Annotated in this window: 30 protein-coding genes; 16 read left to right on the top strand and 14 right to left on the bottom strand. The window is 43.2% G+C overall.

What is annotated here, in order from left to right; all coding sequences use genetic code 11:
• Positions 1 to 22: 22 nt before the first annotated feature.
• From ZOBGAL_RS17260 to ZOBGAL_RS17280, 5 genes are all read right to left on the bottom strand, one after another.
• Positions 23 to 1,294, bottom strand: coding sequence for an adenylosuccinate synthase (locus ZOBGAL_RS17260; RefSeq protein ID WP_013995002.1), 1,272 nt, complete (start codon positions 1,292 to 1,294; stop codon positions 23 to 25).
• 12 nt (positions 1,295 to 1,306) lie between these two features.
• Positions 1,307 to 1,762 (bottom strand): Fur family transcriptional regulator, encoded by a 456-nt coding sequence (locus ZOBGAL_RS17265; protein ID WP_013995003.1) that lies wholly within the window; start codon positions 1,760 to 1,762, stop codon positions 1,307 to 1,309.
• Positions 1,763 to 1,816: 54 nt separating this feature from the next.
• Positions 1,817 to 4,021: a RelA/SpoT family protein gene (locus tag ZOBGAL_RS17270; RefSeq protein WP_013995004.1), complete on the bottom strand. Its 2,205-nt coding sequence runs from the start codon at positions 4,019 to 4,021 to the stop codon at positions 1,817 to 1,819.
• 104 nt (positions 4,022 to 4,125) lie between these two features.
• Positions 4,126 to 5,352, bottom strand: coding sequence for a M48 family metallopeptidase (locus ZOBGAL_RS17275; RefSeq protein ID WP_013995005.1), 1,227 nt, complete (start codon positions 5,350 to 5,352; stop codon positions 4,126 to 4,128).
• A gap of 54 nt (positions 5,353 to 5,406) precedes the next feature.
• Positions 5,407 to 6,219, bottom strand: a complete 813-nt coding sequence (locus ZOBGAL_RS17280; RefSeq protein WP_013995006.1) for a TrmH family RNA methyltransferase — start codon at positions 6,217 to 6,219, stop codon at positions 5,407 to 5,409.
• Between the two features lie 61 nt (positions 6,220 to 6,280).
• Here ZOBGAL_RS17280 and ZOBGAL_RS17285 point away from each other — a divergent pair, with 61 nt between their 5' ends.
• The 10 genes from ZOBGAL_RS17285 to ZOBGAL_RS17330 all read left to right on the top strand — a co-directional run bounded on the left by ZOBGAL_RS17285 (position 6,281) and on the right by ZOBGAL_RS17330 (position 12,716).
• Positions 6,281 to 7,081: a DUF6503 family protein gene (locus tag ZOBGAL_RS17285; protein WP_013995007.1), complete on the top strand. Its 801-nt coding sequence runs from the start codon at positions 6,281 to 6,283 to the stop codon at positions 7,079 to 7,081.
• 49 nt (positions 7,082 to 7,130) lie between these two features.
• Positions 7,131 to 7,373 carry a MoaD/ThiS family protein gene (locus tag ZOBGAL_RS17290; RefSeq protein WP_046287574.1) on the top strand — a complete coding sequence of 81 codons (243 nt, stop codon included), beginning with the start codon at positions 7,131 to 7,133 and terminating at the stop codon, positions 7,371 to 7,373.
• 9 nt (positions 7,374 to 7,382) lie between these two features.
• Positions 7,383 to 7,793 (top strand): molybdenum cofactor biosynthesis protein MoaE, encoded by a 411-nt coding sequence (locus tag ZOBGAL_RS17295; RefSeq protein WP_013995008.1) that lies wholly within the window; start codon positions 7,383 to 7,385, stop codon positions 7,791 to 7,793.
• A 78-nt stretch (positions 7,794 to 7,871) separates the two neighbouring features.
• Positions 7,872 to 8,855: a GTP 3',8-cyclase MoaA gene (moaA, locus tag ZOBGAL_RS17300; RefSeq protein WP_013995009.1), complete on the top strand. Its 984-nt coding sequence runs from the start codon at positions 7,872 to 7,874 to the stop codon at positions 8,853 to 8,855.
• Positions 8,856 to 8,859: 4 nt separating this feature from the next.
• Complete coding sequence (moaC, locus tag ZOBGAL_RS17305) at positions 8,860 to 9,333, top strand: cyclic pyranopterin monophosphate synthase MoaC (RefSeq protein ID WP_013995010.1); 474 nt, start codon at positions 8,860 to 8,862, stop codon at positions 9,331 to 9,333.
• Positions 9,317 to 9,913 carry an NTP transferase domain-containing protein gene (locus ZOBGAL_RS17310; protein WP_013995011.1) on the top strand — a complete coding sequence of 199 codons (597 nt, stop codon included), beginning with the start codon at positions 9,317 to 9,319 and terminating at the stop codon, positions 9,911 to 9,913. The genes moaC and ZOBGAL_RS17310 overlap by 17 nt, the downstream gene beginning before the upstream one ends.
• On the top strand, positions 9,910 to 10,983 hold the full coding sequence (locus ZOBGAL_RS17315) for a HesA/MoeB/ThiF family protein (RefSeq protein ID WP_013995012.1): 1,074 nt from the start codon (positions 9,910 to 9,912) through the stop codon (positions 10,981 to 10,983). The genes ZOBGAL_RS17310 and ZOBGAL_RS17315 overlap by 4 nt, the downstream gene beginning before the upstream one ends.
• Positions 10,967 to 11,743, top strand: a complete 777-nt coding sequence (locus ZOBGAL_RS17320; protein ID WP_013995013.1) for a sulfite exporter TauE/SafE family protein — start codon at positions 10,967 to 10,969, stop codon at positions 11,741 to 11,743. Before ZOBGAL_RS17315 ends, ZOBGAL_RS17320 begins: the two co-directional genes overlap by 17 nt.
• 27 nt (positions 11,744 to 11,770) lie before the next feature.
• A complete protein-coding gene (locus ZOBGAL_RS17325; RefSeq protein ID WP_013995014.1) occupies positions 11,771 to 12,403 on the top strand; it encodes a WbqC family protein in 633 nt (210 codons plus the stop codon).
• Positions 12,396 to 12,716, top strand: a complete 321-nt coding sequence (locus ZOBGAL_RS17330) for a DUF6122 family protein (protein ID WP_013995015.1) — start codon at positions 12,396 to 12,398, stop codon at positions 12,714 to 12,716. Before ZOBGAL_RS17325 ends, ZOBGAL_RS17330 begins: the two co-directional genes overlap by 8 nt.
• Here ZOBGAL_RS17330 and ZOBGAL_RS17335 read toward each other — a convergent pair.
• The 7 genes from ZOBGAL_RS17335 to ZOBGAL_RS17365 form a co-directional block, all read right to left on the bottom strand.
• A complete protein-coding gene (locus ZOBGAL_RS17335; RefSeq protein WP_013995016.1) occupies positions 12,696 to 13,721 on the bottom strand; it encodes an endonuclease/exonuclease/phosphatase family protein in 1,026 nt (341 codons plus the stop codon). The two genes, ZOBGAL_RS17330 and ZOBGAL_RS17335, sit on opposite strands and share 21 nt — an antisense overlap.
• A 3-nt stretch (positions 13,722 to 13,724) precedes the next feature.
• Complete coding sequence (locus ZOBGAL_RS17340; protein ID WP_013995017.1) at positions 13,725 to 14,594, bottom strand: rhomboid family protein; 870 nt, start codon at positions 14,592 to 14,594, stop codon at positions 13,725 to 13,727.
• A 1-nt stretch (position 14,595) separates the two neighbouring features.
• Positions 14,596 to 15,339, bottom strand: a complete 744-nt coding sequence (locus tag ZOBGAL_RS17345; protein WP_013995018.1) for a rhomboid family intramembrane serine protease — start codon at positions 15,337 to 15,339, stop codon at positions 14,596 to 14,598.
• The gene (mutL, locus tag ZOBGAL_RS17350) at positions 15,340 to 17,196 is read right to left on the bottom strand and encodes a DNA mismatch repair endonuclease MutL (protein ID WP_013995019.1); all 1,857 of its coding nucleotides are present in this window, start codon (positions 17,194 to 17,196) and stop codon (positions 15,340 to 15,342) included.
• Complete coding sequence (locus tag ZOBGAL_RS17355) at positions 17,196 to 17,495, bottom strand: hypothetical protein (RefSeq protein ID WP_013995020.1); 300 nt, start codon at positions 17,493 to 17,495, stop codon at positions 17,196 to 17,198. The genes mutL and ZOBGAL_RS17355 overlap by 1 nt, the downstream gene beginning before the upstream one ends.
• 232 nt (positions 17,496 to 17,727) lie before the next feature.
• On the bottom strand, positions 17,728 to 18,210 hold the full coding sequence (ribH, locus tag ZOBGAL_RS17360; protein WP_013995021.1) for a 6,7-dimethyl-8-ribityllumazine synthase: 483 nt from the start codon (positions 18,208 to 18,210) through the stop codon (positions 17,728 to 17,730).
• The gene (locus tag ZOBGAL_RS17365; protein WP_013995022.1) at positions 18,210 to 18,977 is read right to left on the bottom strand and encodes a tetratricopeptide repeat protein; all 768 of its coding nucleotides are present in this window, start codon (positions 18,975 to 18,977) and stop codon (positions 18,210 to 18,212) included. The genes ribH and ZOBGAL_RS17365 overlap by 1 nt, the downstream gene beginning before the upstream one ends.
• Positions 18,978 to 19,091: 114 nt before the next feature.
• On the opposite strand from ZOBGAL_RS17365, the gene recF reads away from it, so the two are divergent.
• Genes recF through ZOBGAL_RS17380 form a run of 3 tightly spaced genes read left to right on the top strand, consistent with a single transcriptional unit; the run spans position 19,092 to position 20,936 of the window.
• Positions 19,092 to 20,177 carry a DNA replication/repair protein RecF gene (gene recF, locus ZOBGAL_RS17370; RefSeq protein WP_013995023.1) on the top strand — a complete coding sequence of 362 codons (1,086 nt, stop codon included), beginning with the start codon at positions 19,092 to 19,094 and terminating at the stop codon, positions 20,175 to 20,177.
• Positions 20,178 to 20,219: 42 nt separating this feature from the next.
• On the top strand, positions 20,220 to 20,636 hold the full coding sequence (locus ZOBGAL_RS17375; RefSeq protein WP_013995024.1) for a hypothetical protein: 417 nt from the start codon (positions 20,220 to 20,222) through the stop codon (positions 20,634 to 20,636).
• 3 nt (positions 20,637 to 20,639) lie between these two features.
• Entirely contained in the window at positions 20,640 to 20,936 is a 297-nt protein-coding gene (locus tag ZOBGAL_RS17380) for a DUF721 domain-containing protein (protein ID WP_013995025.1), read from the top strand.
• A 64-nt stretch (positions 20,937 to 21,000) separates the two neighbouring features.
• Here the strand turns inward: ZOBGAL_RS17380 and ZOBGAL_RS17385 are convergent, their stop codons facing one another.
• Both ZOBGAL_RS17385 and ZOBGAL_RS17390 read right to left on the bottom strand, forming a co-directional pair.
• Positions 21,001 to 21,420: a nucleoside-diphosphate kinase gene (locus ZOBGAL_RS17385; protein ID WP_013995026.1), complete on the bottom strand. Its 420-nt coding sequence runs from the start codon at positions 21,418 to 21,420 to the stop codon at positions 21,001 to 21,003.
• A 48-nt stretch (positions 21,421 to 21,468) separates the two neighbouring features.
• The gene (locus tag ZOBGAL_RS17390; RefSeq protein ID WP_013995027.1) at positions 21,469 to 22,518 is read right to left on the bottom strand and encodes an alkaline phosphatase D family protein; all 1,050 of its coding nucleotides are present in this window, start codon (positions 22,516 to 22,518) and stop codon (positions 21,469 to 21,471) included.
• 78 nt (positions 22,519 to 22,596) lie between these two features.
• Here ZOBGAL_RS17390 and ZOBGAL_RS17395 point away from each other — a divergent pair, with 78 nt between their 5' ends.
• The 3 genes from ZOBGAL_RS17395 to ZOBGAL_RS17405 are packed head-to-tail and all read left to right on the top strand — an operon-like array spanning position 22,597 to position 25,324.
• On the top strand, positions 22,597 to 23,613 hold the full coding sequence (locus ZOBGAL_RS17395) for a DHH family phosphoesterase (RefSeq protein ID WP_013995028.1): 1,017 nt from the start codon (positions 22,597 to 22,599) through the stop codon (positions 23,611 to 23,613).
• Entirely contained in the window at positions 23,610 to 24,161 is a 552-nt protein-coding gene (gene gldI / locus ZOBGAL_RS17400) for a gliding motility-associated peptidyl-prolyl isomerase GldI (RefSeq protein ID WP_013995029.1), read from the top strand. Before ZOBGAL_RS17395 ends, gldI begins: the two co-directional genes overlap by 4 nt.
• A gap of 50 nt (positions 24,162 to 24,211) precedes the next feature.
• Positions 24,212 to 25,324 (top strand): peptidylprolyl isomerase, encoded by a 1,113-nt coding sequence (locus tag ZOBGAL_RS17405; RefSeq protein WP_013995030.1) that lies wholly within the window; start codon positions 24,212 to 24,214, stop codon positions 25,322 to 25,324.
• Positions 25,325 to 25,387: the final 63 nt, after the last annotated feature.

Consider the following 25,387-nt stretch of genomic DNA (forward strand, 5'->3'; position numbering starts at 1 on the left):
AGTTCTGCTAAAAATCTTTAGACTATCTATGGATGGTCTGCGTACGGTCGGGACCTACGGATACAATTTTGATCGGTACTTCGAGTTCTTTTTCTAAAAAGTCGATGTAGGCCTGTAAGGCTTCCGGTAACTGATCGGCATTGTTCATTTTGGTAAGGTCTTCAGACCAGCCCTTCATTTCACTGTAGATCGGGGTTACGTTCTCAGGCTCTATGTTGAAGGGAAGATGCTCTATTTGTTCGCCCTTGTAATTATAGGCGGTACAGACTTTTATCTTGTCAAAACCACTTAAAACGTCGGCTTTCATCATCATCAATTCGGTAACGCCATTGATTTGTACGGCGTATTTAAGGGCGACCAAGTCTAGCCAGCCGCATCGTCTCGGACGTCCTGTGGTGGCGCCGAATTCGTTACCGACACGTGCCATGGTTTCACCGTCTTCATCAAAGAGTTCGGTTGGAAAAGGACCGCTGCCGACCCTTGTGGTGTAAGCCTTGAAAATACCCTTGACGTCACCTATCTGGTTCGGGGCGACCCCAAGACCTGTACAGGCACCTGCGGCAGTGGTGTTACTGGAGGTAACGAAGGGATAGGTTCCGAAATCGATATCCAATAAAGAACCTTGGGCTCCTTCTGCCAATATTTTCTTTCCGCTTTTTTGAGCTTGGAAAAGGTATTCCTCACTATCGATAAAGGTCAATTTTTTTAACTCGCTAACCGATTCGAAGAAATCTTTTTCCAATTCGGCCAAATCGTACTGTACGTCTACATTGTAGTAGGCGATCATGGCCTCGTGCTTGTTGGCCAAGTTACGGTACTTCTCTTTCCAGTCAGACAATTCTAGGTCTCCGATGCGCATACCGTTACGTCCGGTCTTGTCCATATACGTAGGTCCGATCCCTTTAAGGGTGGACCCGATTTTGGCCTTACCTTTTGATGCTTCGGAAGCGGCATCGAGCAAACGGTGTGTTGGCAATATCAAATGGGCCTTTCTTGAAATGAACAATTTAGCCTTGATGTCTATATTGAACTTGTCTAAGGCGTCAAGCTCTTTTTTAAAGATAACGGGGTCGATAACCACGCCGTTACCTACGATGTTTATGGACTCTTTGTGGAAAATTCCGGATGGAATGGTGTGTAATACATGCTTTATTCCATCAAATTCCAAAGTGTGTCCCGCGTTGGGCCCACCTTGAAATCGGGCTATAATATCATAATCTTTGGTAAGAACGTCAACGATTTTTCCTTTTCCTTCGTCTCCCCACTGTAATCCTAACAATAAATCTACTGCCATCTAAAATTTTGGTTAGCTGTTTGTGTTTTCTTTTTTATTTCGAGTACCATAAAAATAAAGGGAGTGTGTGTTGATTTTTATATCAAATACTTCCTCAATGGTTTTCTTTATCGATTGAATACGAGGATCGCAGAACTCCATTACCTCACCGGTGTCGGTCAAGATAACGTGGTCGTGCTGACGGTCAAAGTATGATTTCTCGTATTGCGCCTGATTTTTACCGAATTGGTGCTTGCGAACCAATTTACATTCTAACAAAAGTTCAATGGTATTGTAAAGGGTGGCGCGACTTACCCTGTAATTCTTGTTTTTCATGTTTATGTATAGCGACTCAATATCAAAATGGTCTTCGCTATCATAAATTTCTTGAAGTATGGCGTAACGTTCGGGTGTTTTCCTATGCCCGTTTTCTTCTAAAAAGTTGGTGAAAACATTCTTTACGATCTCTTGATTTTTGTTCTCTGCCATAATTAGGTTCTGTTCGTCAATTTGCAAATGTACGGTTATATTTTAATTAGAATTCTAAATTCTTGTGACTTTATCGATTCCGTTGATTTTCTTTAAATTGACGATTAGTTTTTTGAGGATGCCGATATTTTTGACCACTACGGTGATTTCTCCAACGAAAGTTCCTCCGTCGGTACTGAAGTTAAGGTTTCGGATATTTACATGCATATTGTCCGATATAACCTCGGTAATCTCGCTTACGAGTCCGAGGTTGTCTATACCTGTTAAACGTATGACCGATTGGAATTCCTGCTGGGTAGAATCGATCCACTTGGCACTGATGATCCTGTAGGCGTAATTGGATTGTAACTGTATGGCATTGGGACAGTTCTTCTTATGTACCTTAATACCTTCGTTAACACTGACAAAACCGAAAACATCGTCCCCAGGGATAGGGTTACAGCATTGCGATAGTTTGTATTCGAGTTTTTCTTCTTCCTTCCCAAAAACCAGAACATCGTACTTGCTGGTAATCTCCTCCTTGTTGATTTCGTTGGGGGCGGAGGCCCGGCGGATCTTGTTCTTAAAGAAACTGATGAAGGCATTGGAATACGAAGAGGTAAAATCTTTGATCATCTGATTGTCGATTGCACCTATTCCTACCCTATAAAACAGGTCGAGACTGGTTTTTAGCTTAAAGAAGGTGACCATTTTGTTCACCGTATCTTCGTTCAAGCTTACTTTTTGCGATTTCAGTTTTCTCCTCAAGACTTCCTTGCCTTCTTCGGCAATGGACTTTTTCTCTTCACGTAGGGAAGATTTTATTTTGGCCCTTGCGCGGGCGGTAGTGGCATAGTCGAGCCAGTTTTGGTTCGGTTTTGCCTGGTCGGAGGTAATGATTTCAACTTGGTCACCACTATGTAATGTGGTGTTCAAAGGAACGAGTTTGCCATTGACCTTTGAGCCCCGGGTGCGCATACCGACCTCGGTGTGTATGTTGAATGCAAAGTCGAGAGGGGTGGCCCCTTTGGGCAAGGACTTCAGCTCCCCTTTGGGGGTAAATACAAAAATTTCCTTGGAATAAAGATTGAGCTTGAACTCCTCTACAAAATCGACGGCATTGGTGTTGGCGTTTTCTAGGGCTTCCTGTAAACGGTTCAGCCAAATTTCGATGCCTTGTTCTTTTTGGTCCCCATGTTTGTACTTAAAATGGGCCGCATAGCCTTTTTCGGCAATCTCGTGCATACGTTCGCTGCGTATCTGTACTTCTACCCATCGACCTTTTGGTCCCATTACCGTTATGTGCAAGGCCTCGTAACCCGTGGTTTTCGGGGAGGATATCCAATCCCGAAGTCGTACGGGGTTGGGGGTAAAGTGGTCGGTAACTATGGAATAGATTTTCCAGGCCAGAAATTTCTCGTTCTGTCGATCCGATTTGTAAATAATACGAATGGCAAATTTGTCGTAGATTTCGTCAAAGGCGACATTTTGGGCCTTCATCTTCCTGCGGATGGAAAAAATCGATTTCATCCGTCCTTTGATGTAATAGTTTAAGCCCTCTTCTTTTAACGATTTGTCTATTACGCCCGAAAAGGCATCGATATAAGCTTGCTGTTCCTCTTTTGAGTCTTCGATCTTTTCTTTGATGTCGTTGTAGACATCGGGTTCCGTATACTTAAGACTAAGGTCCTCAAGTTCCGTCTTTATATTGTAAAGTCCGATACGATGGGCCAAAGGGGCATAGATGTACAGGGTTTCCGAGGCCATCTGCACCTGTTTGTGCTCGGGCATGGCATCCATGGTGAGCATGTTGTGGTAGCGATCGGCGATTTTAATGATGATGACACGCACATCGTCGTTGAGGGTCAGCAACATCTTCCGGAAGTTTTCCGCCTGTTGCGAGGTGTTCATGTCCTTTTTAAGGTGGGCGATCTTGGTGAGTCCGTCAACTATACGGGCGACTACCTTGCCGAACATGCGCTCAATGTCATCTAGCGTATACTCCGAATCTTCTACAACATCGTGTAAAAGGGCCGAAGCAATGGAAGTGGCATCGAGGCCGATTTCCGAAGCCACTATTTTGGCCACGGCGATCGGATGGAATATATAGGCTTCCCCAGATTTTCTACGTTGGTTTTTGTGGGCGTCTACCGCTATTTCAAAGGCAGAGCGAATCAGTGTCTTATCGTCGTCCGATAAGTGTTGATAGCTTATGCGTAGCAATTCTTTATATTGCTTGGCTATCTGTTTGTTTTCTTTTTCTATAGCTTCCTGCGTCATAGTCAAATAAAAATAGCACAATCTTAGCAGCCTTACAACAAAAATTATACCTCTTTTTAAGCTGCGGACAATGTGTCCTTATATTGTAACGGCCATCATCCAGACTATCGTTTTAGGTTTTGAATGCGTTGCAGAAGGGTAGGGTGCGAATAATGCATAAAAACAAAGGCCGGATGGGGCGTAAGGTTGCTCAGACTGTTTTTGGATAACTTTTTTAAGGAGGTGATCAGGGGGGTGGCGGCATAGGTAGCCTTGGCATAATCGTCGGCCTGATACTCGAATTTTCTTGAAAAATGGTTCATAATTAAACCAGTGATTTCTGAGATAGGACTGTAGAGAATGGCAAAACCGATCAGGGCGGCATGAAAACTGGGCCGTGATACGCCAATGGCCATAGATACATCGGGGTTGTTGACGAATAGTGATAGTACGAACAAGGTAAGTCCGGTTAGCAAAATTGAAGCTATAAGGTTGAAAATGATATGCTTTTTTTTGTAATGACCGACTTCATGTGCCAAAACGGCAACAATTTCTTCCTCCTCCAAGTCCTTGATCAGGGTGTCGTAAAGGGTGACCCGTTTTTCCTTACCAAAACCAGAAAAATAGGCATTGGCCTTGGTAGATCGTTTTGATCCGTCTATCACAAAGATGTTGTTGAGTTCAAAACCGACATTTTTGGCAAAGGATTCTATCTTGGTTTTGAGGCTTCCGTCTTCAAGCGGGGTCTGTTTGTTAAAGAGCGGTACGATCAGCTTGCTGTAGAAGAGATTCATGAATACCGTAAAAAGCGTTATGAGCGCCCAGGCATAGATCCAAAAGCTGGTGCCCGTCCATTGAAAGAACCAAATGATAACGGACAGTAGGAGCCCCCCTACCACCACGGTCATTGCCCATCCCTTTATCTTATCTAAAAAGAACGTACCCTTGGTGGTTTTGTTGAACCCGAATTTCTCTTCGATAACGAAGGTCGAATAATACGAAAGGGGAAGGGTTACCACATCGCTTCCTATCATGATGACACCAAAGAACAAAAGAGCCATGGGAATAGCTTGGTCGGTAATGGTGCGTACCCATTGGTCTATCCATTCAAATCCCCCAAAAATCAAAAAGCCTATGGTCAAAAGAAACGAGAAACTAGAAGTAATAAGTCCAAAACGATAGTTGGTCTTTTTATAGGCCTGCGATTTTTTGTATTCGGTTTCGTCGAATACGTCGTTGAGTTCTTCCGGTATGGGGTCGTTGTAGCGTTTGGAGTTTAAATAGTCCAGTACGGTCTCAATAATGAATTGAAGTACGAGAATGGTGATTATAATATAAAACAGCATACTCATTGGATAGTGGTTTTTGGTAAAATGGTGTAGGTCTCCTAAAGAATAAAACAGGGATTATTTAAAATTCCGTTGTCTTTTTGCTTCAAAGATAAGAATAGCGGCCGAGACCGATACGTTCATAGAATCGATTTCACCCTGCATGGGTATGATGATGTTCTGTTTTGAGCTGTTGAGCCATTCTTCTGAGAGTCCGTCCGCTTCGGTGCCGACAACAATGGCCGACCCTGGCTTGAAATCGGTTTCGGTATAGGTTTCGGAGGCCGAAAGGGCCGCACAGTAAATATTGATGTTTTGGGCCTTGAGAAAATCGATGACCTCCGTGCTGCTGCCCATGGCTATGTTGTTCGTAAAAACGCAGCCCACACTGGAACGTATTATATTAGGGTTGTAGAGGTCGGTCTTAGGGTTGGCAATGAGCACGGCGTCAAGATTTGCAGCATCGGCAGTACGCAACAGTGCCCCTATGTTTCCGGGTTTTTCAGGTGCTTCCGCAACAAGGATCAAGGGGTCTTTCTTGCCTAGCTTTAATTCACTTAACAGGGTAGGCTTACTTTGGGCAATGGCCAAGATACCTTCGGTAGTTTGCCTATAGGCCAACTTTTGATACACTTCCTTGCTGATCTCGATATAATCGGGTGTCGACGAACTACTTTCAAAAAGCGATAAGGTTTCTTTGAAGTCGATCAGCTCGGGTTGAAAAAGCACCGTATCAAAGTGGTAGCCCCCTTTCAGGGCCAATTGTATTTCCCTTTGGCCCTCCACAATAAAAAGTCCGGTTTTCTTCCGTTCCCTAGACTTTTCCTTTAAAAGCAGTATTTTCTTGACCAGCGTATTTTGAACGCTCGAGATTTGCTTAGATTTGTGCATACCGCAAATGTAAATAAAAGAGCCTTTGTGCGACCTATAGAGCTAAAACTAAAACAAACAGATGAAGCGAATTTTAACGATTGTATTGATTTTGGGACTATCGAGCTGTAAAGAGGTGGCCAAGAGTGAAAAAAAGGTAGAAACGGATGTAAAAACGGAGACGGTTGTAGCGAATGAGAGGTATCCGGAAGCCTTGGTCAAGGTGTTTGACGCCCATGGGGGATTGAAAAACTGGAAGAGCAAACGCACTTTGAGCTTTAGCCTGCCGAAGCCTAAATCGGTAGAGGTGCACACGGTAGATCTATATTCGAGAAGGGATAAGGTCGAAATTCCCCCGGTAACAATGGGTTTCGATGGGGATGCGGTTTGGTTGCTCGACGAACAGGATTCCTATAAAGGCAATCCGGCACTATATCATAACCTGATGTTCTATTTTTATGCCATGCCCTTTGTTTTTTCCGATTCGGGAATCAACTATAAACCCGCCGAGGATTTAGTGTATGAAGGTAAGAGCTATCCGGGAATCCATATCAGTTACAACGATGGGGTCGGGGCTTCTTCAAAAGACGATTATTACTTGCACTACGATCCCGAAACCTATAAAATGGCTTGGTTGGGGTATACCTTTACCTTCGGTAGCAATGAAAAATCTGAAAATGTGCGTTGGATACATTACAATGATTGGATAGAGGTAGAGGGTATACAATTGCCGAAATCTATGACATGGCACAATTATGAGGGCCGTACGATCAAAGAGGCGAAAGAGCCTACCGTTTTTGAGAATATTAGTTTGGAAGAGACATCAAGGCCCGATTCGTTTTACGCGAAACCTGAAAATGCCAAAGTCGTCTTAAAGGACTAAGGAATGCTGTTTTTTTAAGTAAATTGTATCTTTAAACTTTTATTTGAATATGGAAGTATTGTTATTCGGGATTGCCAAGGATATTGTAGGTACGTCGTCATTTCGTTTTGAAGGGGGCGATGTCGTGCCACAATCGGTTTTAGAATTAAAGGAAAGGCTCAGTGAGACCTTTCCCGAGTTTGATAATCTCTCTTCTTTGGCAGTGGCCGTAAATAGTGAATATGCCGATGATAGCAAGGGCTTGAACCTTGGTGATGAAATAGCTATAATTCCCCCCGTAAGCGGCGGATGATCTTGAAATATGGTTGTAGAAATTGTAGATGAAATTGACCCTGGGCAGGTATATGCCGAGCTTTCACACCCCAATAGCGGAGGTATTTGTGTTTTTGTAGGGGCCGTTAGGGAATTCACCAATAACGAGGAGGTAACGGCACTTGAGTTTGAGGCCTACAAAAGCATGGCCCTCAAGGAAATGGGAAAAATAGCTGGCGAAGCGACCCAAAAATGGGAGCTGAACAAGGTGGTCATCCGTCATGCCGTAGGAAAAAAAGAGGTAGAGGAACCCGTTGTGGTAGTAGGGGCTTCGTCGGCACACCGCGAGGCCTGTTTCGAGGCCTGTCGCTATTTAATAGACACCTTAAAGGAACGGGTGCCGATTTGGAAGAAGGAAATTTTTAAGAATAAGACGGTTTGGGTTTCGGCCCATCCATAAATAGAAGGAAAAGTCGGGTTTTGTAAAAACGACTGGGGCGATAACGGTTGAATAAACCGAAACGAGAACGATAGATGTATGTTGATAGACAATCATAATAGAACCATTAATTACGTTCGCTTGGCAGTGACCGATCGTTGCAATTTGCGATGTAATTACTGTATGCCTGCCGAGGGGATCAATTTTGCCAAGAACGATAAGCTCTTCACTATTGATGAGCTTTCTAGATTGAGTGAGATCCTGGTGTCACAGGGCGTCGATAAAATACGGATTACGGGAGGGGAACCTTTTGTCAGAAAAGACCTGATGGTGCTCATGCGCCATTTGTCCCAACTCGAAGGGCTTAACGATATTTCCGTGACTACGAACGCTACTTTGATCGGCCCCTACATTGATGAACTCAAGGAATTGGGCGTAAAAAACATCAATGTTAGTATGGATGCCATCAACCGTGAGACCTTTGAAAAAATCACCCGTCGCGACCATTATGATACCGTACATAACAATATCATTAGACTGATTACCGAAGGTTTTAACGTAAGGATCAATTTCATTGCCTTGGAAGGACAGAATACCGAAGACATATTGCCGATGCTGGAGCTTACCAAGCATTATAAGGTTTCGGTACGCTTCCTTGAGGAAATGCCCTTTAATGGAGGAAGTAAGACCTTTGAAAGTATTGCGTGGGACTATAAGCGGATTTTGGCCTATGTAAAAGAACGCCATCCCGATTATTACGAGTTGCCATCGCCCAAAACATCAACATCCATCAATTATAAAATTCCGGGTTTTAAAGGAACCTTCGGGGTTATTCCTTCCTTTAGTAGAACGTTTTGTGGTTCGTGTAATCGTCTGAGAATTTCGGCTACGGGAGATGTCATTACCTGTCTGTATGCGCAACCGAGCATGAACATACGCGATATTTTACGGGGGGAAGGGTCAACGGAAAAAATAAAGAAAAGTATTTTGAAGGCCATAGGAAGCCGTTCTAAAACGGGCTTCGAGGCGCAACAAAAGTACAAAGGCGTTTTCGCCAATTCAATGACTTCAATAGGAGGCTAATTTCATGGAAAAAAAACTCTCACATATTGATGCCTCGGGTAACGCGGCAATGGTAGACGTATCCGAAAAAAAAGTAACGGCACGAATGGCAAGGGCCTCGGGCCAAGTAGAATTTCCCAAGGAGGTTTTTGAGACCTTGGCGGCCCAAGATTTTCTGGGTAAAAAGGGAAGCATTATCCAAACAGCGGTCATTGCCGGTATTCAGGCCGTAAAAAAAACGTCAGAGCTTATTCCGCTTTGCCATCAGATCAACCTGTCAAAAGTACAGATCGATATTGTGCCCCAAGGGCAGGCTTTAGAAATTAGCTGTACCGTAAAATGTACCGAAAAAACGGGAGTTGAAATGGAGGCGCTTACAGGGGTTTCGGTTAGTGCATTGACCATTTACGATATGTGCAAGGCCTTGTCACACGATATACGCATTACCAATGTTCAGTTAGAAGAAAAAACAGGAGGAAAGAATGATTATAGGTCCTAAAATATACGGTTTGGTGCTGGCCGGAGGAAAAAGTACCCGCATGGGAAAAGACAAGGGTTTGATTCCCTATCACGGTATGCCACAACGCGATTATCTCTATAAGCTGCTGGGCAGGGTTTGTGAAAAGACCTTTTTAAGTATCAGGCCGGAACAAGCTCAAGAGATAGCCGAAGACCTTGAAGTGGTTATTGACGAAAACAAGTATAGAGGGCCGTATAACGGACTCCTATCCGCGCATTTACAGCACCCTGATGTGGCTTGGTTGGTGTTGGCCTGCGACCTTCCCTTGATCGACCTTAAGGCCTTACAGGAATTGATTGCAGCTCGCGACCCGAATATGGTGGCGACTTCATTTGCCCAAAAAGAAAACCCTTTGCCCGAACCGCTCTGCGCTATTTGGGAACCCAAGGCTTTTAAGGAAAGCTTGGCCTATCTAGAAAGTGGAAACGGGACCTGTCCTAGAAAATATTTGATTAACAGCGAGGTGAAATTGGTTTTTCCCGATAACCCGAATGTGCTTTTGAATGCCAATTCAGAGGAAGAATATAAGGAAGCTATCGTAAAACTGGCGGTGGAATGAATGCGGAACGCTACGACCGACAAACGATTCTAAAAGAGTTTGGTATGGAGGCCCAGCTGAAATTACAGTCGGCCAAAGTACTGGTGATAGGCGCGGGCGGACTCGGAGTACCCGTGCTTACCTATCTTAACGCTATGGGGATAGGTACTTTGGGCATTGTAGACAATGATGTGGTATCACTTTCAAACTTGCACAGACAAGTACTGTATTCTGAAAAAGATGTGAATACGCCTAAAGTTGCTACTGCTGTTCATAAGCTAAAAGCGCAGAATTCGGAGACCGAAATAATTTCGTACGAAACTTTTTTGACCCAAGGGAATGCGCTTGAAATTATAGCGGATTATGATGTGGTCGTCGACGCTTCCGATAATTTTCCTACCCGATATTTGGTAAACGATGCTTGTGTTATTTTAGGAAAACCCTTTGTTTACGGTGCCTTGCACAGCTTTGAAGGCCAGGTAAGCGTTTTTAATTTTAAAGGGGGGGCAACCTATCGCTGTCTTTTTCCTGAAATGCCGAAGGCCGATGAGGTGCCCAACTGTGATGAAAATGGGGTTTTGGGCATTGTACCCGGAATCATCGGTAATTTTCAAGCCTTGGAAACTGTAAAAATGATAACGGGAATAGGGGAGACCCTTTCGGGGAAATTGTTGCTCTTTGATGGGTTGTTGAACAATTTTCAGAAAATTCGGTTTACGGTAAACCCCGAAAACCTAAAGATAAAAGCACTTCGTGAAAGCTATGATTTTGACTGTGGCCTGCCCATGGCATCCATTACTCCTGAAGCTTTCCAACAGCTCGTTGAAAAGGGCGAAGTAGAGCTTATAGATGTCCGTACTCCAAAGGAATTCGAAAGGAAGCACTTGTCTTTCGCTAAAAACATCCCACTTTCCGAACTTGATGAACGGCATGGTGAAATTTTAACCGATGGGCCGATCTATGTAGTCTGTCAATCTGGGGTGCGAAGCCGAAAAGCCGTGGAAAAACTCAAGGGAATCTACGCTAAGGCCCATTTGATCAATGTTGAAGGAGGAATGAACCAAATTACAAGGCATGCTCTTAAGTACTGAAAACCTGGTGCTCTTGTGTTTGGGTTTCTTTATTGTGGCCACCCTATACTCTTCGGTGGGTTTTGGGGGCGGATCTAGTTATTTGGCTTTGTTGACACTCTTTTTGGGCGGTTTTTTTGCTATTCGTTCCATCGCCTTGATCTGTAATCTGGTGGTGGTTTCCGGCAGTACCTATTTGTACTTCAAGAACGGCCATGGCAAGTTAAAGGATTTCTTGCCCTTTGTTTTGGCTAGTATTCCCATGGCATTTATAGGGGCTTCTTTTCGTTTGGAAGAACATGTTTTTTTTCTGTTGCTAGGCTTCTCCTTAGTGACTTCGGCCATTTTTCTGGCCTTGCAGACCTTTTCAAAAAGGGACCCCTCTGAAAAGGTGGCGGACTACCCGAAGTGGATGACCTATTTGCTGGGAGGTGGTATCGGTCTTTTGTCAGGACTCGTAGGTATTGGCGGGGGTATTTTTTTGGCGCCCATCCTCAACCATCTGAAATGGGACAAGTCTATTAAAATTGCGGCATTGGCCAGTTTTTTTATTTTGGTGAATTCAATTTCGGGACTTGCCGGTCTGGTTCAAGGGGGGATGTTAGACCTTCCTTGGAAGGAAACTCTGGCCCTTGTGGTATCGGTTCTTGTCGGTGGTCAACTTGGAATTCGTATCAGCTTAAAACGATTTACCCCTAAAGGCATCAAAAGAATTACCGCCTTATTGGTTTTTGTTGTAGGGGTTCGTATTTTGCTCAAATATATTCCTCAGGTATTCTGAACAAATAGTTTTTAAAAAGTAATAGCATTGAAGATTCTTTTGAACCCGGCCTATGTTCCGGATATAGCAAGTTTTTCGGTAATTGCCCAACACGAGGTTTGTTGGGAAATGGAAGATAATTTTCAGAAACAGACCTACCGTAACCGGGCCTACATTTGTAATGATTTGGGAAGACATATGCTCAGCATACCCATTCGCCATGTTGGGGGAAGCCAAGGCAGGCAGAAATACAAAGACGTTAAACTGGAAAACACGTATCAGTGGCAACGTCAGCATTGGAGAACCTTGCAAACCGCGTACAGAACCTCGCCCTTTTTTGAATTCTACGAAGATGAAATTGCGCCGCTTTACGAAAGGCCGTACGAGTATTTGTTAGACTTCAATCTTTTGAGCATACAGACCGTATGCGATTGCCTTCAGTTGGATATGCCCGAAGAAAAGACGGTTACGTACGAAACCACACCGGTAAGCATGGTAGACGGTCGATTTCTTGTGAATGCAAAAAAAAAGCTGGATTTCGCTCCCGAAACGTATACGCAAGTCTTTTCCGATAGAAATAGTTTTGTGGCCAATACCAGTATACTCGATTTGTTGTTTAATGAGGGAACCAATGCCTTGAGCTATTTAAAGGCGCAGGACTTAAGCTTTCTAAATGCTTAGGTTATTCTTGCACTATGGGATCCATTTTTTGGTTCCCGTTCTGGTAGGATGGTATTTCTATAAAGAATACCGAACGAAGGCCATATTTATACTATTGGCGGGTATAATTATCGATGTTGACCATTTGTTGGCAAACCCCATCTTTGATCCCGATCGTTGTAGTATCGGCTTTCATCCCTTACACAGTTATTGGGCCATAGCCTTATATTTTGGATTGCTGTATTTTAAAAAGACGAGAATTTTCGGCTGGGCCTTGTTGATACATATCTTGGCCGACGCTACCGATTGTTTCTTACTCTTTCAATCGGAATGAGGCCATAACCGGAAAGTGGTCCGAATACTTGTTGTCGTAGTTTTTGTGGGCCATAACTTCAAAGTTGGCATCGGCCATGATAAAGTCGATGCGAATAGGAATCTTTAAAAAATTGTACGTACGTCCGTAACCCGAGCCTTTTGCTATAAAGGTATCTTGCATATCGCCCTTGATGGTATGGTAGACCGAAGAGAATTGAGTGTTGTTGAAGTCGCCGCAAACCAAGGTTTTATAGGGACTTTTGGACTTGTGTTCGGCTATGATCTGTGCTTGGTGCTGTTGGCGCTTGAAGGCGTTGGTTACCCTTCGGTACAAGCGCTCTGAAGATTGCGAGCGCAACACGCCCGTGCCAGGGGTAATGCCCAATGACTGCATGTGTAGGTTGTAGAGCCGTATCGTGTCTTTTTTATAGAGGATGTCGGCATAGGAACCATTATTGATACTGTTCGGAAAATTAATGATTTCCGCATTGATTATAGGATATTTTGAAAATATGGCCATGTGCACCTTTCCACCTGTCGGGATTCGTTTTAGGAAGTGATAAGGGTAGTCTAAATAATCTACCTGCATATCATGGCCTACCTCTTGAAAACTGATGATGTCGGGCTTCTCTTGTTTGACCAAATTTTCGATCTCTTGCGGGATGTTGTCGTTGTCTAAAAAATGATATCGGTTGAAAGCCCGTACGTTATAAGTCATTACCTTTAGTTCGTCTTCTTGAAAATCAACTGATTTTGGGGCGATTTTGATAAAAGTGCCCAAGGTAAAATAGCCAAAGACCAAAACGAACAATGAGGTAAGCGCTTGCCATTTTTGGTTTAACAACCAGTAGAGAAAAAAGAGTCCGTTGACGACCACCAAAGCGGGCACGCCCAAACTCAAAATCGACAAAAACGGAAAAAGTTCAAGGGAAATGTAGGGTACCCCACAGGCCGCTAGAAGTACTAGGGCAAAAATTAGATTAAAGAAGTAAGCGATTTTATTGAAAAATGAAAGTCCCTTCATAAGCTAATCTTCCTTGCCGGCCTTGAAAAGAAAGTCCTTTTCCGCTTTAGAAAGACTTTCGTAACCCGACTTGCTGATCTTGTCTAAAATAGCATCTATCTTTTTTTGATGGGCCTGTTTGTCGTAATTGGCTTTTGAAGTTGTTGTGGTCGATTGCCTATTCTTGTAAACCGTTTTCAAAGGGGCTTTCTTTTCGGTTTTTTTGAAAAGGTTGGCTATGGCATCTACCATTTTTGAAAAACCTTCGCCGATGTCCTTTCCATTGTATAGCTGTTTGGCGTACATATAACCTAGAAGGGCACCACCCAAATGCGCTATGCGTCCCCCAACATTGCCTCCCATGGGAATCTGTACCAAATCCATCAGAACAACGAACAGACCTATTTGCCAGAGTTTTACGTTAAAGAAAATAAGACGGACTTCTTGATTGGGTATGTAGGTGCACACAAATATAAGCACGGCCATGACCCCGGCGGATGCCCCAATAAGGGAAGCGTTAACGCCTATTAGTGTTGGGAAAATGTTATAGCTTAAGAGAAATAGGAGTCCACCTAAAATAACGCCCAAAAAATAGATGTTCAAGAATCGCCTGCCGTCAAAAAGGTTAAGTAAAATACGGCCCGCCACGTAGAGCACGTACATATTCCAGATAATATGGAAAATTCCACCGTGCAAAAAAGAGTAGGTCACAATGGACCAAGGCTGCATTAAGAAGTCGAAGAAATCTTTGGGCAGGGCGAACCATTCTTCAAACCTAGGGCTAATAAGCGCCGAAATAAGCCCCATAACGATAAAAACGATAACGTTAATTACTATGAGCTTTTCGGAAACGCTCAATCGGGCATACTGATATTTTAAGTCTCCGTTCGTCATCTTAGTTCCAGCGGTTGTTGTTAAACTGATTTTTTTTCCAATACCACATCATTAAAAAGCCGAATAAAGCACCGCCAATGTGGGCGAAATGGGCAATGCCTTGACCGAAAAGACTATATCCGGTCACTCCTGAAAATAAGTCCAATCCTATTAAAACGGGAATAAAGTATTTCGCTTTAATGGGGATGGGAAGGAAAATCAAGAAAAGCTCACTATTGGGGAACATCATTCCAAAGGCTACCAAAACGCCATAGATGGCCCCAGAGGCCCCTACGGCAGGAGTGCTATAGGCCGATAAGAAATTGTCTATGGTGCTTTTTGATGCAATATTGTACCAATCGGGACTGTACTGGCCCGAAGAGATAATCTCCATGACGTTGGCTTCGGTCATACCACTATTTACCAAGGCTTGCATGCCTTCGCTAAAATAGTAATAATTGACCCCTGTATGGATCAGTGCCGAACCAAGGCCTGCGGAAAAATAGAAAAATAGAAACTTGTTACGCCCCCATAATTGTTCTAGGGGAGTACCAAAGGCCCATAAGGCGTACATGTTAAATGCAATGTGGGTGAAGCCACCATGCATGAACATGTGTGTAATGATTTGATAGATTTCAAAGTGCTCGTTCTTGGGAAACCACAAGGAAAACCATTGGTACATTTGGTCGCCGTACATAGAGGTAGCCACAAAAAACAGAATGTTGATTATGAGCAAATGCTTTATGGCTTCTGTAAGTCTTCCCATTTATATGAATTTTTTGTCGATGTCATTTTCGGTAATGGTAATATATACCGGTTTATTAAACGGACTTACCATAGATTCCTTACAGGCAAACAGGTCGTTTACCAAGGCAATTTGCGAGGCGTTGTCCAATGTTTCCCCGGTTTTGACCGCCAAAGTCTTTGCCAAGGTTTTTGAAAGTATGTCCGTATGCGAAAAACTATCGTCGGTCACCTCTTGTTGGTAATCCGATATCAGTTGGTCCAATATCATGCCAACTTCGCTTTCGGCCACTAATAGGGGTACTCCGGTAACCGTAATCGATTCACCTTCTATATTTTCGAAAATGAAGCCGATCGAGACCAAAATATCCTGAATTTCTTTAAGGGCATTGATTTCAGACTTTGAAAAAGAAAGGTGAAGTGGGAATAACAACTGCTGGCTTACTCCTTGTTTTACCGTACTGTTCTTTAAGAATTTTTCGTAGAGGACCCTTTGGTGTGCCCGACTTTGGTCTATGACCACCATTCCTGATTTTATCGTCGTTACAATGTACTTTCTTCTGATTTGGAAGGTGGTGGTAACCGCCTCTGTGGTTTCTTTTTCACCTTCAAAGATAGAGCCTGTAATCGTATCGGATTCAAAGCTGATACTACCGGGTTCGTCATCGGCGCCCATTTTTGACTCGAGGCCAACGTATAGGCTTTCCCAATTGCCGGAACTTGGCTTTTGATAGCTTCTTGAAGCGGGGGACGGTGATGGGCTTTTGGACTCTTGAAAAGGATTGAAGCCTGCATCTACAGTCACCTTGGGAGGCACGGCGGATTTGTTCTTGAACTCGTATGGGGTCTGTAAATTCGGGTCGTGCTCGAAGTCTAGGGCAGGGGCCACGTTAAATTGGCCCAAGCTGTGCTTTACCGTAGACCGTAAAATGGCGTACAGGCTGTGCTCGTCGTCAAATTTGACCTCCGTTTTGGTCGGGTGTATATTGATATCTATAGAACCCGGATCCACTTCTAAATAAAGAAAATAACCAGGGTAAGAGTCCGATTTTATCAGTCCTTCAAAGGCCGCCACTACGGCATGGTGTAAATACGGACTTTTAATGAATCTGTTGTTGATAAAGAAGAACTGCTCGCCACGGCTTTTTTTGGCGAATTCGGGCTTGGTAATAAACCCTTTTATCTTTACGATCGGGGTTTCTTCTTCTACCGGCACCAATTTCTGGTTGGTACGGCTTCCGAAGATATTCACGATACGCTTTCGGTAATTGTCCGAAGGAAGATTGAAAAGTTCATTCCCGTTATTGTAAAAGTGAAAGGCTATCGAAGGATGGGCCAAGGCCACACGGTGAAATTCGTCGGTGATATGCCTGAGCTCGACTTGATTGCTTTTTAGGAAATTCCGTCGGGCCGGAATGTTGAAAAACAGGTTTTTTACCGCCATAGACGTACCCTTGGGGGTAACGCTGGCTTCTTGAAAAATGATTTTACTGCCTTCAATTTTGATATGGGTACCCAATTCCTCGGTTTCGGGCCTGGTCTGCATTTCTACATGGGCAATCGCCGCAATGGAAGCCAAGGCCTCGCCGCGGAACCCTTTGGTGTTCAGGTTGAAAAGGTCTTCGGCCTTCTGTATTTTTGACGTAGCGTGACGCTCAAAACTCAAGCGTGCATCGGTCGCACTCATGCCCATACCGTCATCAACAACTTGAATGAGGATTTTACCTCCTTCTTTAATGATGAGTTTTATAGTGGTGGCACCCGCATCAATAGCGTTTTCAAGCAATTCCTTGACCACCGAGGCAGGGCGTTGAACCACTTCACCCGCTGCAATCTGATTGGCAACATGGTCCGGTAAAAGTTTTATGATATCTGCCATTAGTTCGGAAAGAATATAGAAAGGTCAAAATCGATGATAAAAAGTACGATCAGTACTAAAATGGCCAAAATGATGGCCATCCGTATTTTTAGGTTGTTGTCACCTTGGCGTCTCATGTCGGCCATGGCATTACCGAATTTCCCTTTTAGTCCTCTTGGGGCATTGAGCGTACTTCTATATTGATCGAATTTTGGTTCAATTTTGAACGGACTGCCTTTTCCCTTATCGTCAAAATAACGAGGGGCGTATCCAAACTTCTTGTTTCGCTTTAAGCGCGTGAATTTACTTAGCATTCCCATGAACTCCAAAGTTACTTAAAATCAAAAAATATGCCGTCTTGCCAATGCCAAAATTTGTTAACAAGAGCCCGATAAGAGATGAATTAAAGAAAAACGAAGCAATCTACTCCTTGGTTTGCAGTGTTTTAAGTTGTTGCGGTCCGAATAGTTGGAGTTTTAAGATGTTGACCGTGCTAAAATAGGCCGACATACCCACAACGGTATACTTAAAAAGTTTGGGGCGCTTTAAGGCTTACTTGCCTAAGCTGGCCATTTGAATGGCGGCAATGGCGGCTTCGGTACCTTTGTTGCCGTGCTTTCCTCCACTGCGTTCCCGTGCTTGTTGCAAATTGTTGTCGGTCAGCACACAGAAAATTACAGGGGTGTCCAATTGAACGTTCAAATCTTTAATGCCCTGGGCGGTAGCACTACAAACAAAATCGAAGTGCTTGGTTTCGCCTTGAATAACGCTTCCTATGGCAATAACGGCATCGACCTCTTGTGTGGTGGCCATCTTTTTGCAGCCGTAAGTAAGCTCAAAGCTTCCGGGTACATCCCAGCGTAGTATATTCGACTCAAGCGCGCCGCAATCCAAAAGGGCTTCAATAGCCCCGGAGTACAGGCCTTCGGTGATTTCAGTGTTCCATTCAGAAACAACAATCCCAAATCGAAGATGCTTCGCATTTGGGATTTTCGTTTTATCGTAAACCGAAAGGTTCTTATTCGCCGTAGCCATTAATTGGGGGTTTTAGCCATTCCTATGAAAGCATCAACGGTACGGGCTTCATCAGAAGATGAATATTCATCTTTAATTTTCTGAAAGTATTTTAGGGCCTTATCGTTTTGCTTCAATTCAAGTGCCGTAACCCCGGCCTTGTATAAAAACTTAGGTCTGGTGTAATCGTTGTTGCTATGTGCGATCGCTTTGTCGTAATACTCCAAAGCATCTTCGGGTTGTCCCAATTGCATAAAGGCATCACCAAGTCCACCTTTGGCCAAAGCTCCTAGAATATCGTCTTCAGATTTGAAATCCTCAAGGTGCGAAATGGCTTCTTGGTACTTTTGCATGTTCAAATAGGCCATACCTGCGGAATAGTTGGCAAGGTTGGCGGCTTTTGTACCACTGTATTCATTAATGATATCGAGAAAGCCGTATTTGCCCTCTGCGCCGTTCAAGGCGAGGTTGTACAACGAGTCTTTCGCCGTCGGGCTGTTCAATGCCTGGTCAAAGTATTGTTGCGGGTAGTACATTTCATTGGCCGCATTCGACTCTTTTGGTTTTTCTACGAACTGTGCGTAGGCCAAATAGCCAAGAACACTGATTGCTACCACACCAATTACCCCCAAAATATAGTTTTGGTTACTGGCTACCCATGCTTCTGTTTTAGAGGCGCTTTCGTCAAGCGTACTAAAAACTTCTGCAGTTGCGCTTTCCTGTTCTGTAACTTCTTGCTCTTCTGCTTTGTCTTTCGGTTTGAAGCCCCGCTTTTTGTATGTTGCCATTTTATTTTTTATTGGTCGCGCAAAAATAATGGTTTTATCGAAAACCGAAAGGGTATTTATTCGTTATTTTTGATGTTTTCGAAACGAACCCTATTTTAATTCGAAATTTGGCACATGTTTTTACGCAAATTATCCCTTATAAATTACAAAAATTTTGACTCCAAAGATTTTGAGTTCGACTCAAAGATCAACTGTATGGTGGGGCCGAACGGGATAGGGAAGACCAATGTGCTCGATGCAATTTACCATCTTTCCTTCGGTAAAAGTTACTTCAATCCGGTGTCGACACAAAACATTCGTCACGACGAAGATTTTTTCGTAATCGAGGGAGAATTTGAAAAAGAAGACCGTCAAGAGAAAATAGTTTGCAGTTTAAAACGCGGATCTAAAAAAATAATCAAACGAAACGGCAAGGCATATGATCGGTTGTCAGACCATATCGGACTATTGCCGCTGGTAATTATCTCTCCGGCCGATAGGGATCTTATTATTGAAGGGAGCGATACCCGTAGGAAGTTTATTGACGGTGTTATATCGCAATCCGATAAGAACTATCTTCAAGACCTTCTGAAGTACAACAAGGTATTGGCCCAACGGAATTCCCTTTTAAAATATTTTGCGGCCAACCATACGTTTAATAAAGATACCTTATCGGTATATAATGAGCAGTTAAACGATTATGGCAGCAAGATTTTTGAAAAAAGGATAGGCTTCCTTGAGCGTTTTATCCCTATTTTTAAGGAACAGTATGTCGCTATTTCAGGAGGGCACGAAGAGGTCTCCCTACGTTATGAAAGCAAGCTGAAGGATCAAGGCTTGTTGGCACTTCTTGAAAGTAATGTGGAAAAGGACAAGGCCTTGCAGTATACCAGTGTGGGGATCCATAAAGACGACCTAGGTTTTGAGATATCGGGACACCCGATTAAAAAGTTCGGCAGTCAAGGTCAACAAAAATCTTTCTTGATCGCGTTGAAATTCGCGCAATTTCAATTTATAAAGATGCAATCGAAAACGACGCCCGTTTTATTGTTAGACGATATTTTTGATAAATTAGACGAGCATAGGGTGTCACATATTGTAGCTTTGGTGAACAATGAGAATTTTGGACAGATTTTTATAAGCGATACCCATGCCGATAGAACGGAAGATGTAGTAAAACAGATCCATCAGACCTATAAGTTGTTTCGATTGAATGATTAAGGTTAGGGTTATGGGTAAGTTGTAAATATTGATAGCATAGAGATGAAACGATTTTTTTTAATAGGATGTATTTTTTTGTTTTTAGGATGCTCTTCCAGGGTGTCGGTAGATGATTTGGGCAAGCTTAACGGCTATTGGGAAATTACCCGGGTAACTTTTGCTGACGGAAACACCAAGGAGTATAAGGTGAATACCAGTGTAGATTATATCAAGATCGAAGACCGGAAAGGGTTTAGGAAAAAAGTACACCCAAAATTGAACGGTACTTTCGAAACTTCCGATGATGCCGAAAGCTTTACCGTTGTCGAAGAAGAGAAGGGGCTTTCGATTCAATACAAGACCGAACTTAGTGAGTGGTCGGAGCTATTGACCGAACTAGACGATGATGCCTTTTCGGTAGTCAATCCAGAGGGTATCCGCTACGATTACAAACGATTTGAACCTATTTCAATTCAATAAAAGATGGCAAAGAGAAGAAACGAGAACCTGAACATGAGCGAGGCTTTGCAAGAATTTATAAAGGAAAACCGCTTGCAGAAGGGTATGGACAAGGTAGATGCCCGAGAGGCCTGGCGTAAACTTATGGGTAACGGCGTGAATAATTATACCACCGACATTGAACTACGGGGAGACACCCTTTTTGTGGCGCTATCTTCGTCGGTTCTTCGTGAAGAGCTGAGTTTGGGCAAATCTAAAATCGTAACCATGCTCAATGAAGACTTGGGCAAAAACTTGGTAAAGAAACTCGTATTACGATAAAGGCCCGTAAACATCAAAGAATTGATGCTTCCGGGCCTTATATCGATAAGAAGTGTTCGGTTTTTTAGTAGATTTCCCTTCCTGAAAAATGAAACGAACCTTCTATAGCAGCATTTTCATCGCTATCGGAACCGTGTACGGCATTTTCTGCGATATCGGTAGCGAACAATTTTCTGATAGTACCTTCGGCAGCTTCGGCTGGGTTGGTAGCACCGATCAATGCACGGAAATCTTCAACGGCATTGTCTTTTTCTAAAATGGCCGCAACGATAGGGCCTCGGGTCATAAACTCTACCAATTCGCCAAAGAACGGACGCTCTTTGTGGATTGAATAGAACTCTTGGGCATCACGTATGCTCAATTGCGTATATTTCATGGCGACGATTTTGAAGCCAGCGGAACTTATTTTTTCCAAAATAGCGCCAATATGGCCATTTTCAACCGCATCGGGTTTAATCATCGTAAAAGTTCTGTTCGTTGTCATTTTAAAAATTTTTTGCAAAAATACGTTTTATTCATCAACAGGCAACTTTTAATAGACTTGATGTAGTTCTCCCAATAGTTTTAGGCCGTCACCGAGCATTTGCATGTGTGTTTCCTTGGTTTTAAAGTTAAATCGGATGAGGCCGAAACTCTTTGTGGAGACGACTTTTCCGACCCTAAACGGATTGGACTCGTTCTTGAATCGGGTATACGAATGTGTAAGTCCACTACTCGTAAAATCGATAAGGGGGTAGGGCAGGCCTTCAATTTCCGTTTTGGAAAATTCCGAAATATGTCGATCTCCGGAGAGGATCATAACTCCTTTGGCCTTAGAATCTGCGATGAGTTTTTTAAGTTGGTCGACCTCATGGGGGAAGTTGCCCCAGGTCTCAAAGCCGTGTTCGTTCGATAGTATTTGTATGCTGCTTACCAGAACGTTGAAATCGGCTGTCGAATCGTAAAGCTCATTGGAAAGCCATGTCAATTGGCGCTCGCCCAAAACCGTGCCATCACCATAGGCGTTCGGTTTGGTGCGTTTCTTGGTCTTGGTGTCTGGCGTTAATGCTGTTCTAAAATATCGGGTGTCGAGTACGATTACTTTTATACTTCCTTGAGGGGTTTTATAGGTGTGTGAAGTATAAACGCCTTCCTGTGTTCTTCTGGGATCATTTTTTTCAACGCCCATAAAGTCTAAAAATTCTTGTTGGCTTTCCTTCTTTTTGTGAAAGTCTACACCGCCGTCGTTAAGTCCGTAATCATGATCGTCCCAAGTACCTATAACGGTAGTGTTTTCCTTTAGTTTCTTGTAGCCTTCTATGGCATTCTGTTGGTCGTACATGGCTCTTAACCGTTGCATGTTGTCGGTATCCGCATAAATATTATCTCCGCCCCAGACCCATACATCAGGTTGGGTTTTTAGGATGTCGTCCCAGAGAAAATTGGTTTCGTCCTGCTTGTTGCAAGAGCCGAAGGCCAAAGTAAAATCGGCCGTAACGGTGCTATCCAAATAGGTTGTGGGCGTGTCTTTTGAGGTGTGGCTTTGTGGTTTACAACCAAGGGTTATAAAAATCAAGCAAAGGGCAATGTACTTGTGGCTCATGGTTTCGTTTTGTACGTTAGCACAAAAATAAGCGATTGTCTTAAAAGGACTACGTTATTAAATTGTATATTTACAAGCATGAATTTGGAGTCTATAAAAGCGGTTAAGCAACTACTTTCCCAACCGCAAAAAATCGTAATCGTACCGCATAAAAATCCCGATGGTGATGCCATTGGTTCAACTTTGGCCCTATGGCATTACTTGGTCGATAGGGGGCAAGAGGCCGTTGTTATCGCGCCCAATGATTACCCAAAGTTTTTAAAATGGATGCCTGGAAACGAGAACATCTTGAATTTTGAAAGGGAAAATAGCCAGGCGAAGGAGAAAATAGCCGAGGCTACCGTAGTTTTTACATTAGATTTTAATCATTTGGGCCGAATAGGGCAGATGCAGTCGGTTTTGGAAGACTTGGCGGTGCCTTTCGTTATGATAGACCACCATCAGGCTCCTTCGGATTATGCCGAAATCATGTATTCCGATGTTTCAATGAGTTCAACCTGTGAAATGGTCTATAACTTCATTGAGTTTATGGGTGACGTGGATAAGATCAGCCTTGAAATTGCCAATTGCCTGTACACGGGAATCATGACCGATACTGGTTCTTTTAAATTTAGGTCGACTACGGGAAGAACCCATCGTATAGTGGCCGATTTAATAGACAAGGGCGCAGAAAACACACAGATACACCATAGGGTATACGATACCAATACACCGGGGAGACTCCATCTTTTGGGGTGTGCCTTGAAGAATATGGTGATTTTGGATCAGTACAGAACCGCATATATTACCCTAAGTCAAGAAGAACTTGACGCCCATGAATACCAAAAAGGCGATACCGAGGGTTTTGTGAATTACGGACTTACACTTGAAGGTATTATATTTGCGGTTATTTTTATTGAAAACAAAGAAGAAGGCATTGTAAAGATATCTTTTCGCTCTATCGGCGATTTCTCGGTAAACGAGTTTGCCAGGGCCCATTTTGAAGGAGGTGGACATAATAATGCGGCAGGGGGGAAAAGTGACAGAAGCCTTAAGGAGACCACCTTGTTTTTTGAGTCTTTGTTGGTGAACTATAAAGAGCAATTGACGGCATGAGAATCGTAAGTATATTATTTTTAATCGTATTGGTCGGTTGTGGAGGCCCCGAAGCCCGAAGACCTGTAGAGGTAAAGTCGGGCAGTTTCTTTAAGCAATCGGTAAAACGGAGCAAAGAGCTTTTGGCCAAAGAAGAAAAGATGATCCAAGAAATTATCGAACGCGATACGGTACACGAATATGCCCATAGCGCCAGTGGCTCGTGGTTCTATTATGACGTTAAGAACGATACCGCCGAATATACGCCCCAAACCGACGATTTGGTGGTGATGGGCTATAACTTGGTCGGTTTCAACAACGATACCATTTATAGTATGGACGATATAGGTACCTTAAAGTATAAAGTAGATAAACAAGAGTTGTTTCCGGGCTTGCGAAACAGCGTTAAAATGCTGAAAGAGGGCGAGACCGCTACATTTTTGTTTCCATCGTCCTTGGCATACGGTTATCATGGCGATAACGATAGGATCGGAATCAACGTGCCGGTCAGGGCAACCGTTTCGGTAATGAAAATCGAAAAAAAGGAAGATCAAGAAGCGGCCGAGTAATCCCCATAAATATTTAATCACAAAAGAAATTATAAACAAAGAATTAAAACATGAGAAAATTCTATTACTTGATTACCCTAGCCGTATTGCTAGCCAGTTGTAAAAGTCAATATGCCGAATTGGGCGATGGTCTTTTTGCCGATATACATACCACTAAAGGTGATATTATCGTAAAATTGGAGTATAAAAAGACACCGGTTACCGTGGCAAACTTCGTTTCCTTGGCCGAAGGAAAAAACCCCTTCGTTACCGATAGCCTAAAAGGAAAGAAATTTTATGATAGCATCATATTTCATAGGGTAATCAAAGACTTTATGATTCAAGGGGGCGATCCGACGGGTACCGGAAGGGGAAATCCTGGCTATAAGTTCAAGGATGAGTTTAACGATTCTTTGGTACATGATAGAAAAGGGATATTGTCCATGGCCAATTCCGGACCTAAAACCAATGGGAGTCAGTTTTTTATTACCCATAAGGAAACTCCTTTTTTAAACGGTAGACATACCGTATTCGGTCATGTGATAGAAGGTTTGGATGTTGTGGATTCTATTGCTAATGTTGAAACTTCCCAAGACCGAATGACCCAAGACCGACCTTTGGAAGACGTGATTATGACCAGTGTGGAAATTGTGAGAAATGGTAAAGAGGCCAAAAAATTCGATGCCGTTAAGGTCATGACCGATTATTTTGCGGAAGAGGAAGCACTGATCGCCGCCTTTAATAAAATGAAAAGTGAATTCAAGGCCGAACTCGAAAAGCAAAAGGCCGAGGCTGAAGAATTGGCCAGTGGTCTCAAAATTATGAGAACCAAAGAAGGAGAGGGAGATACACCTAGAACTGGGCAACAGGTATTGGTTCGCTACGCCGGTTTCTTGGAAGATGGAACTCTTTTCGATAGCAATTATGAAGAAGTGGCTACAAAGTACAACCAATTCGATGAGAGAAGGAAACAAGGAGGAGGCTACGAGCCGATACCTATGGAATACAGTCCTGATGCCGCCCTTATTCCTGGATTTAAAGAAGGACTTTTAAATATGAAGATTGGAGACAAGGTCAGAATTTTCATTCCCTCACACTTAGGTTATGGGGAGCAAGGCGCAGGGCCGATCCCACCGAATTCGAATTTAGTGTTTGACCTGGAAATCACCGGTATAGCTGAATAAGCTGTTTTAAAGAAAAGTTAAAAACCCGCTTTATGCGGGTTTTTTTATGCTTTGAAAGTCCAA

This window comes from Zobellia galactanivorans (genome assembly GCF_000973105.1).
Lineage (GTDB): Bacteria > Bacteroidota > Bacteroidia > Flavobacteriales > Flavobacteriaceae > Zobellia > Zobellia galactanivorans.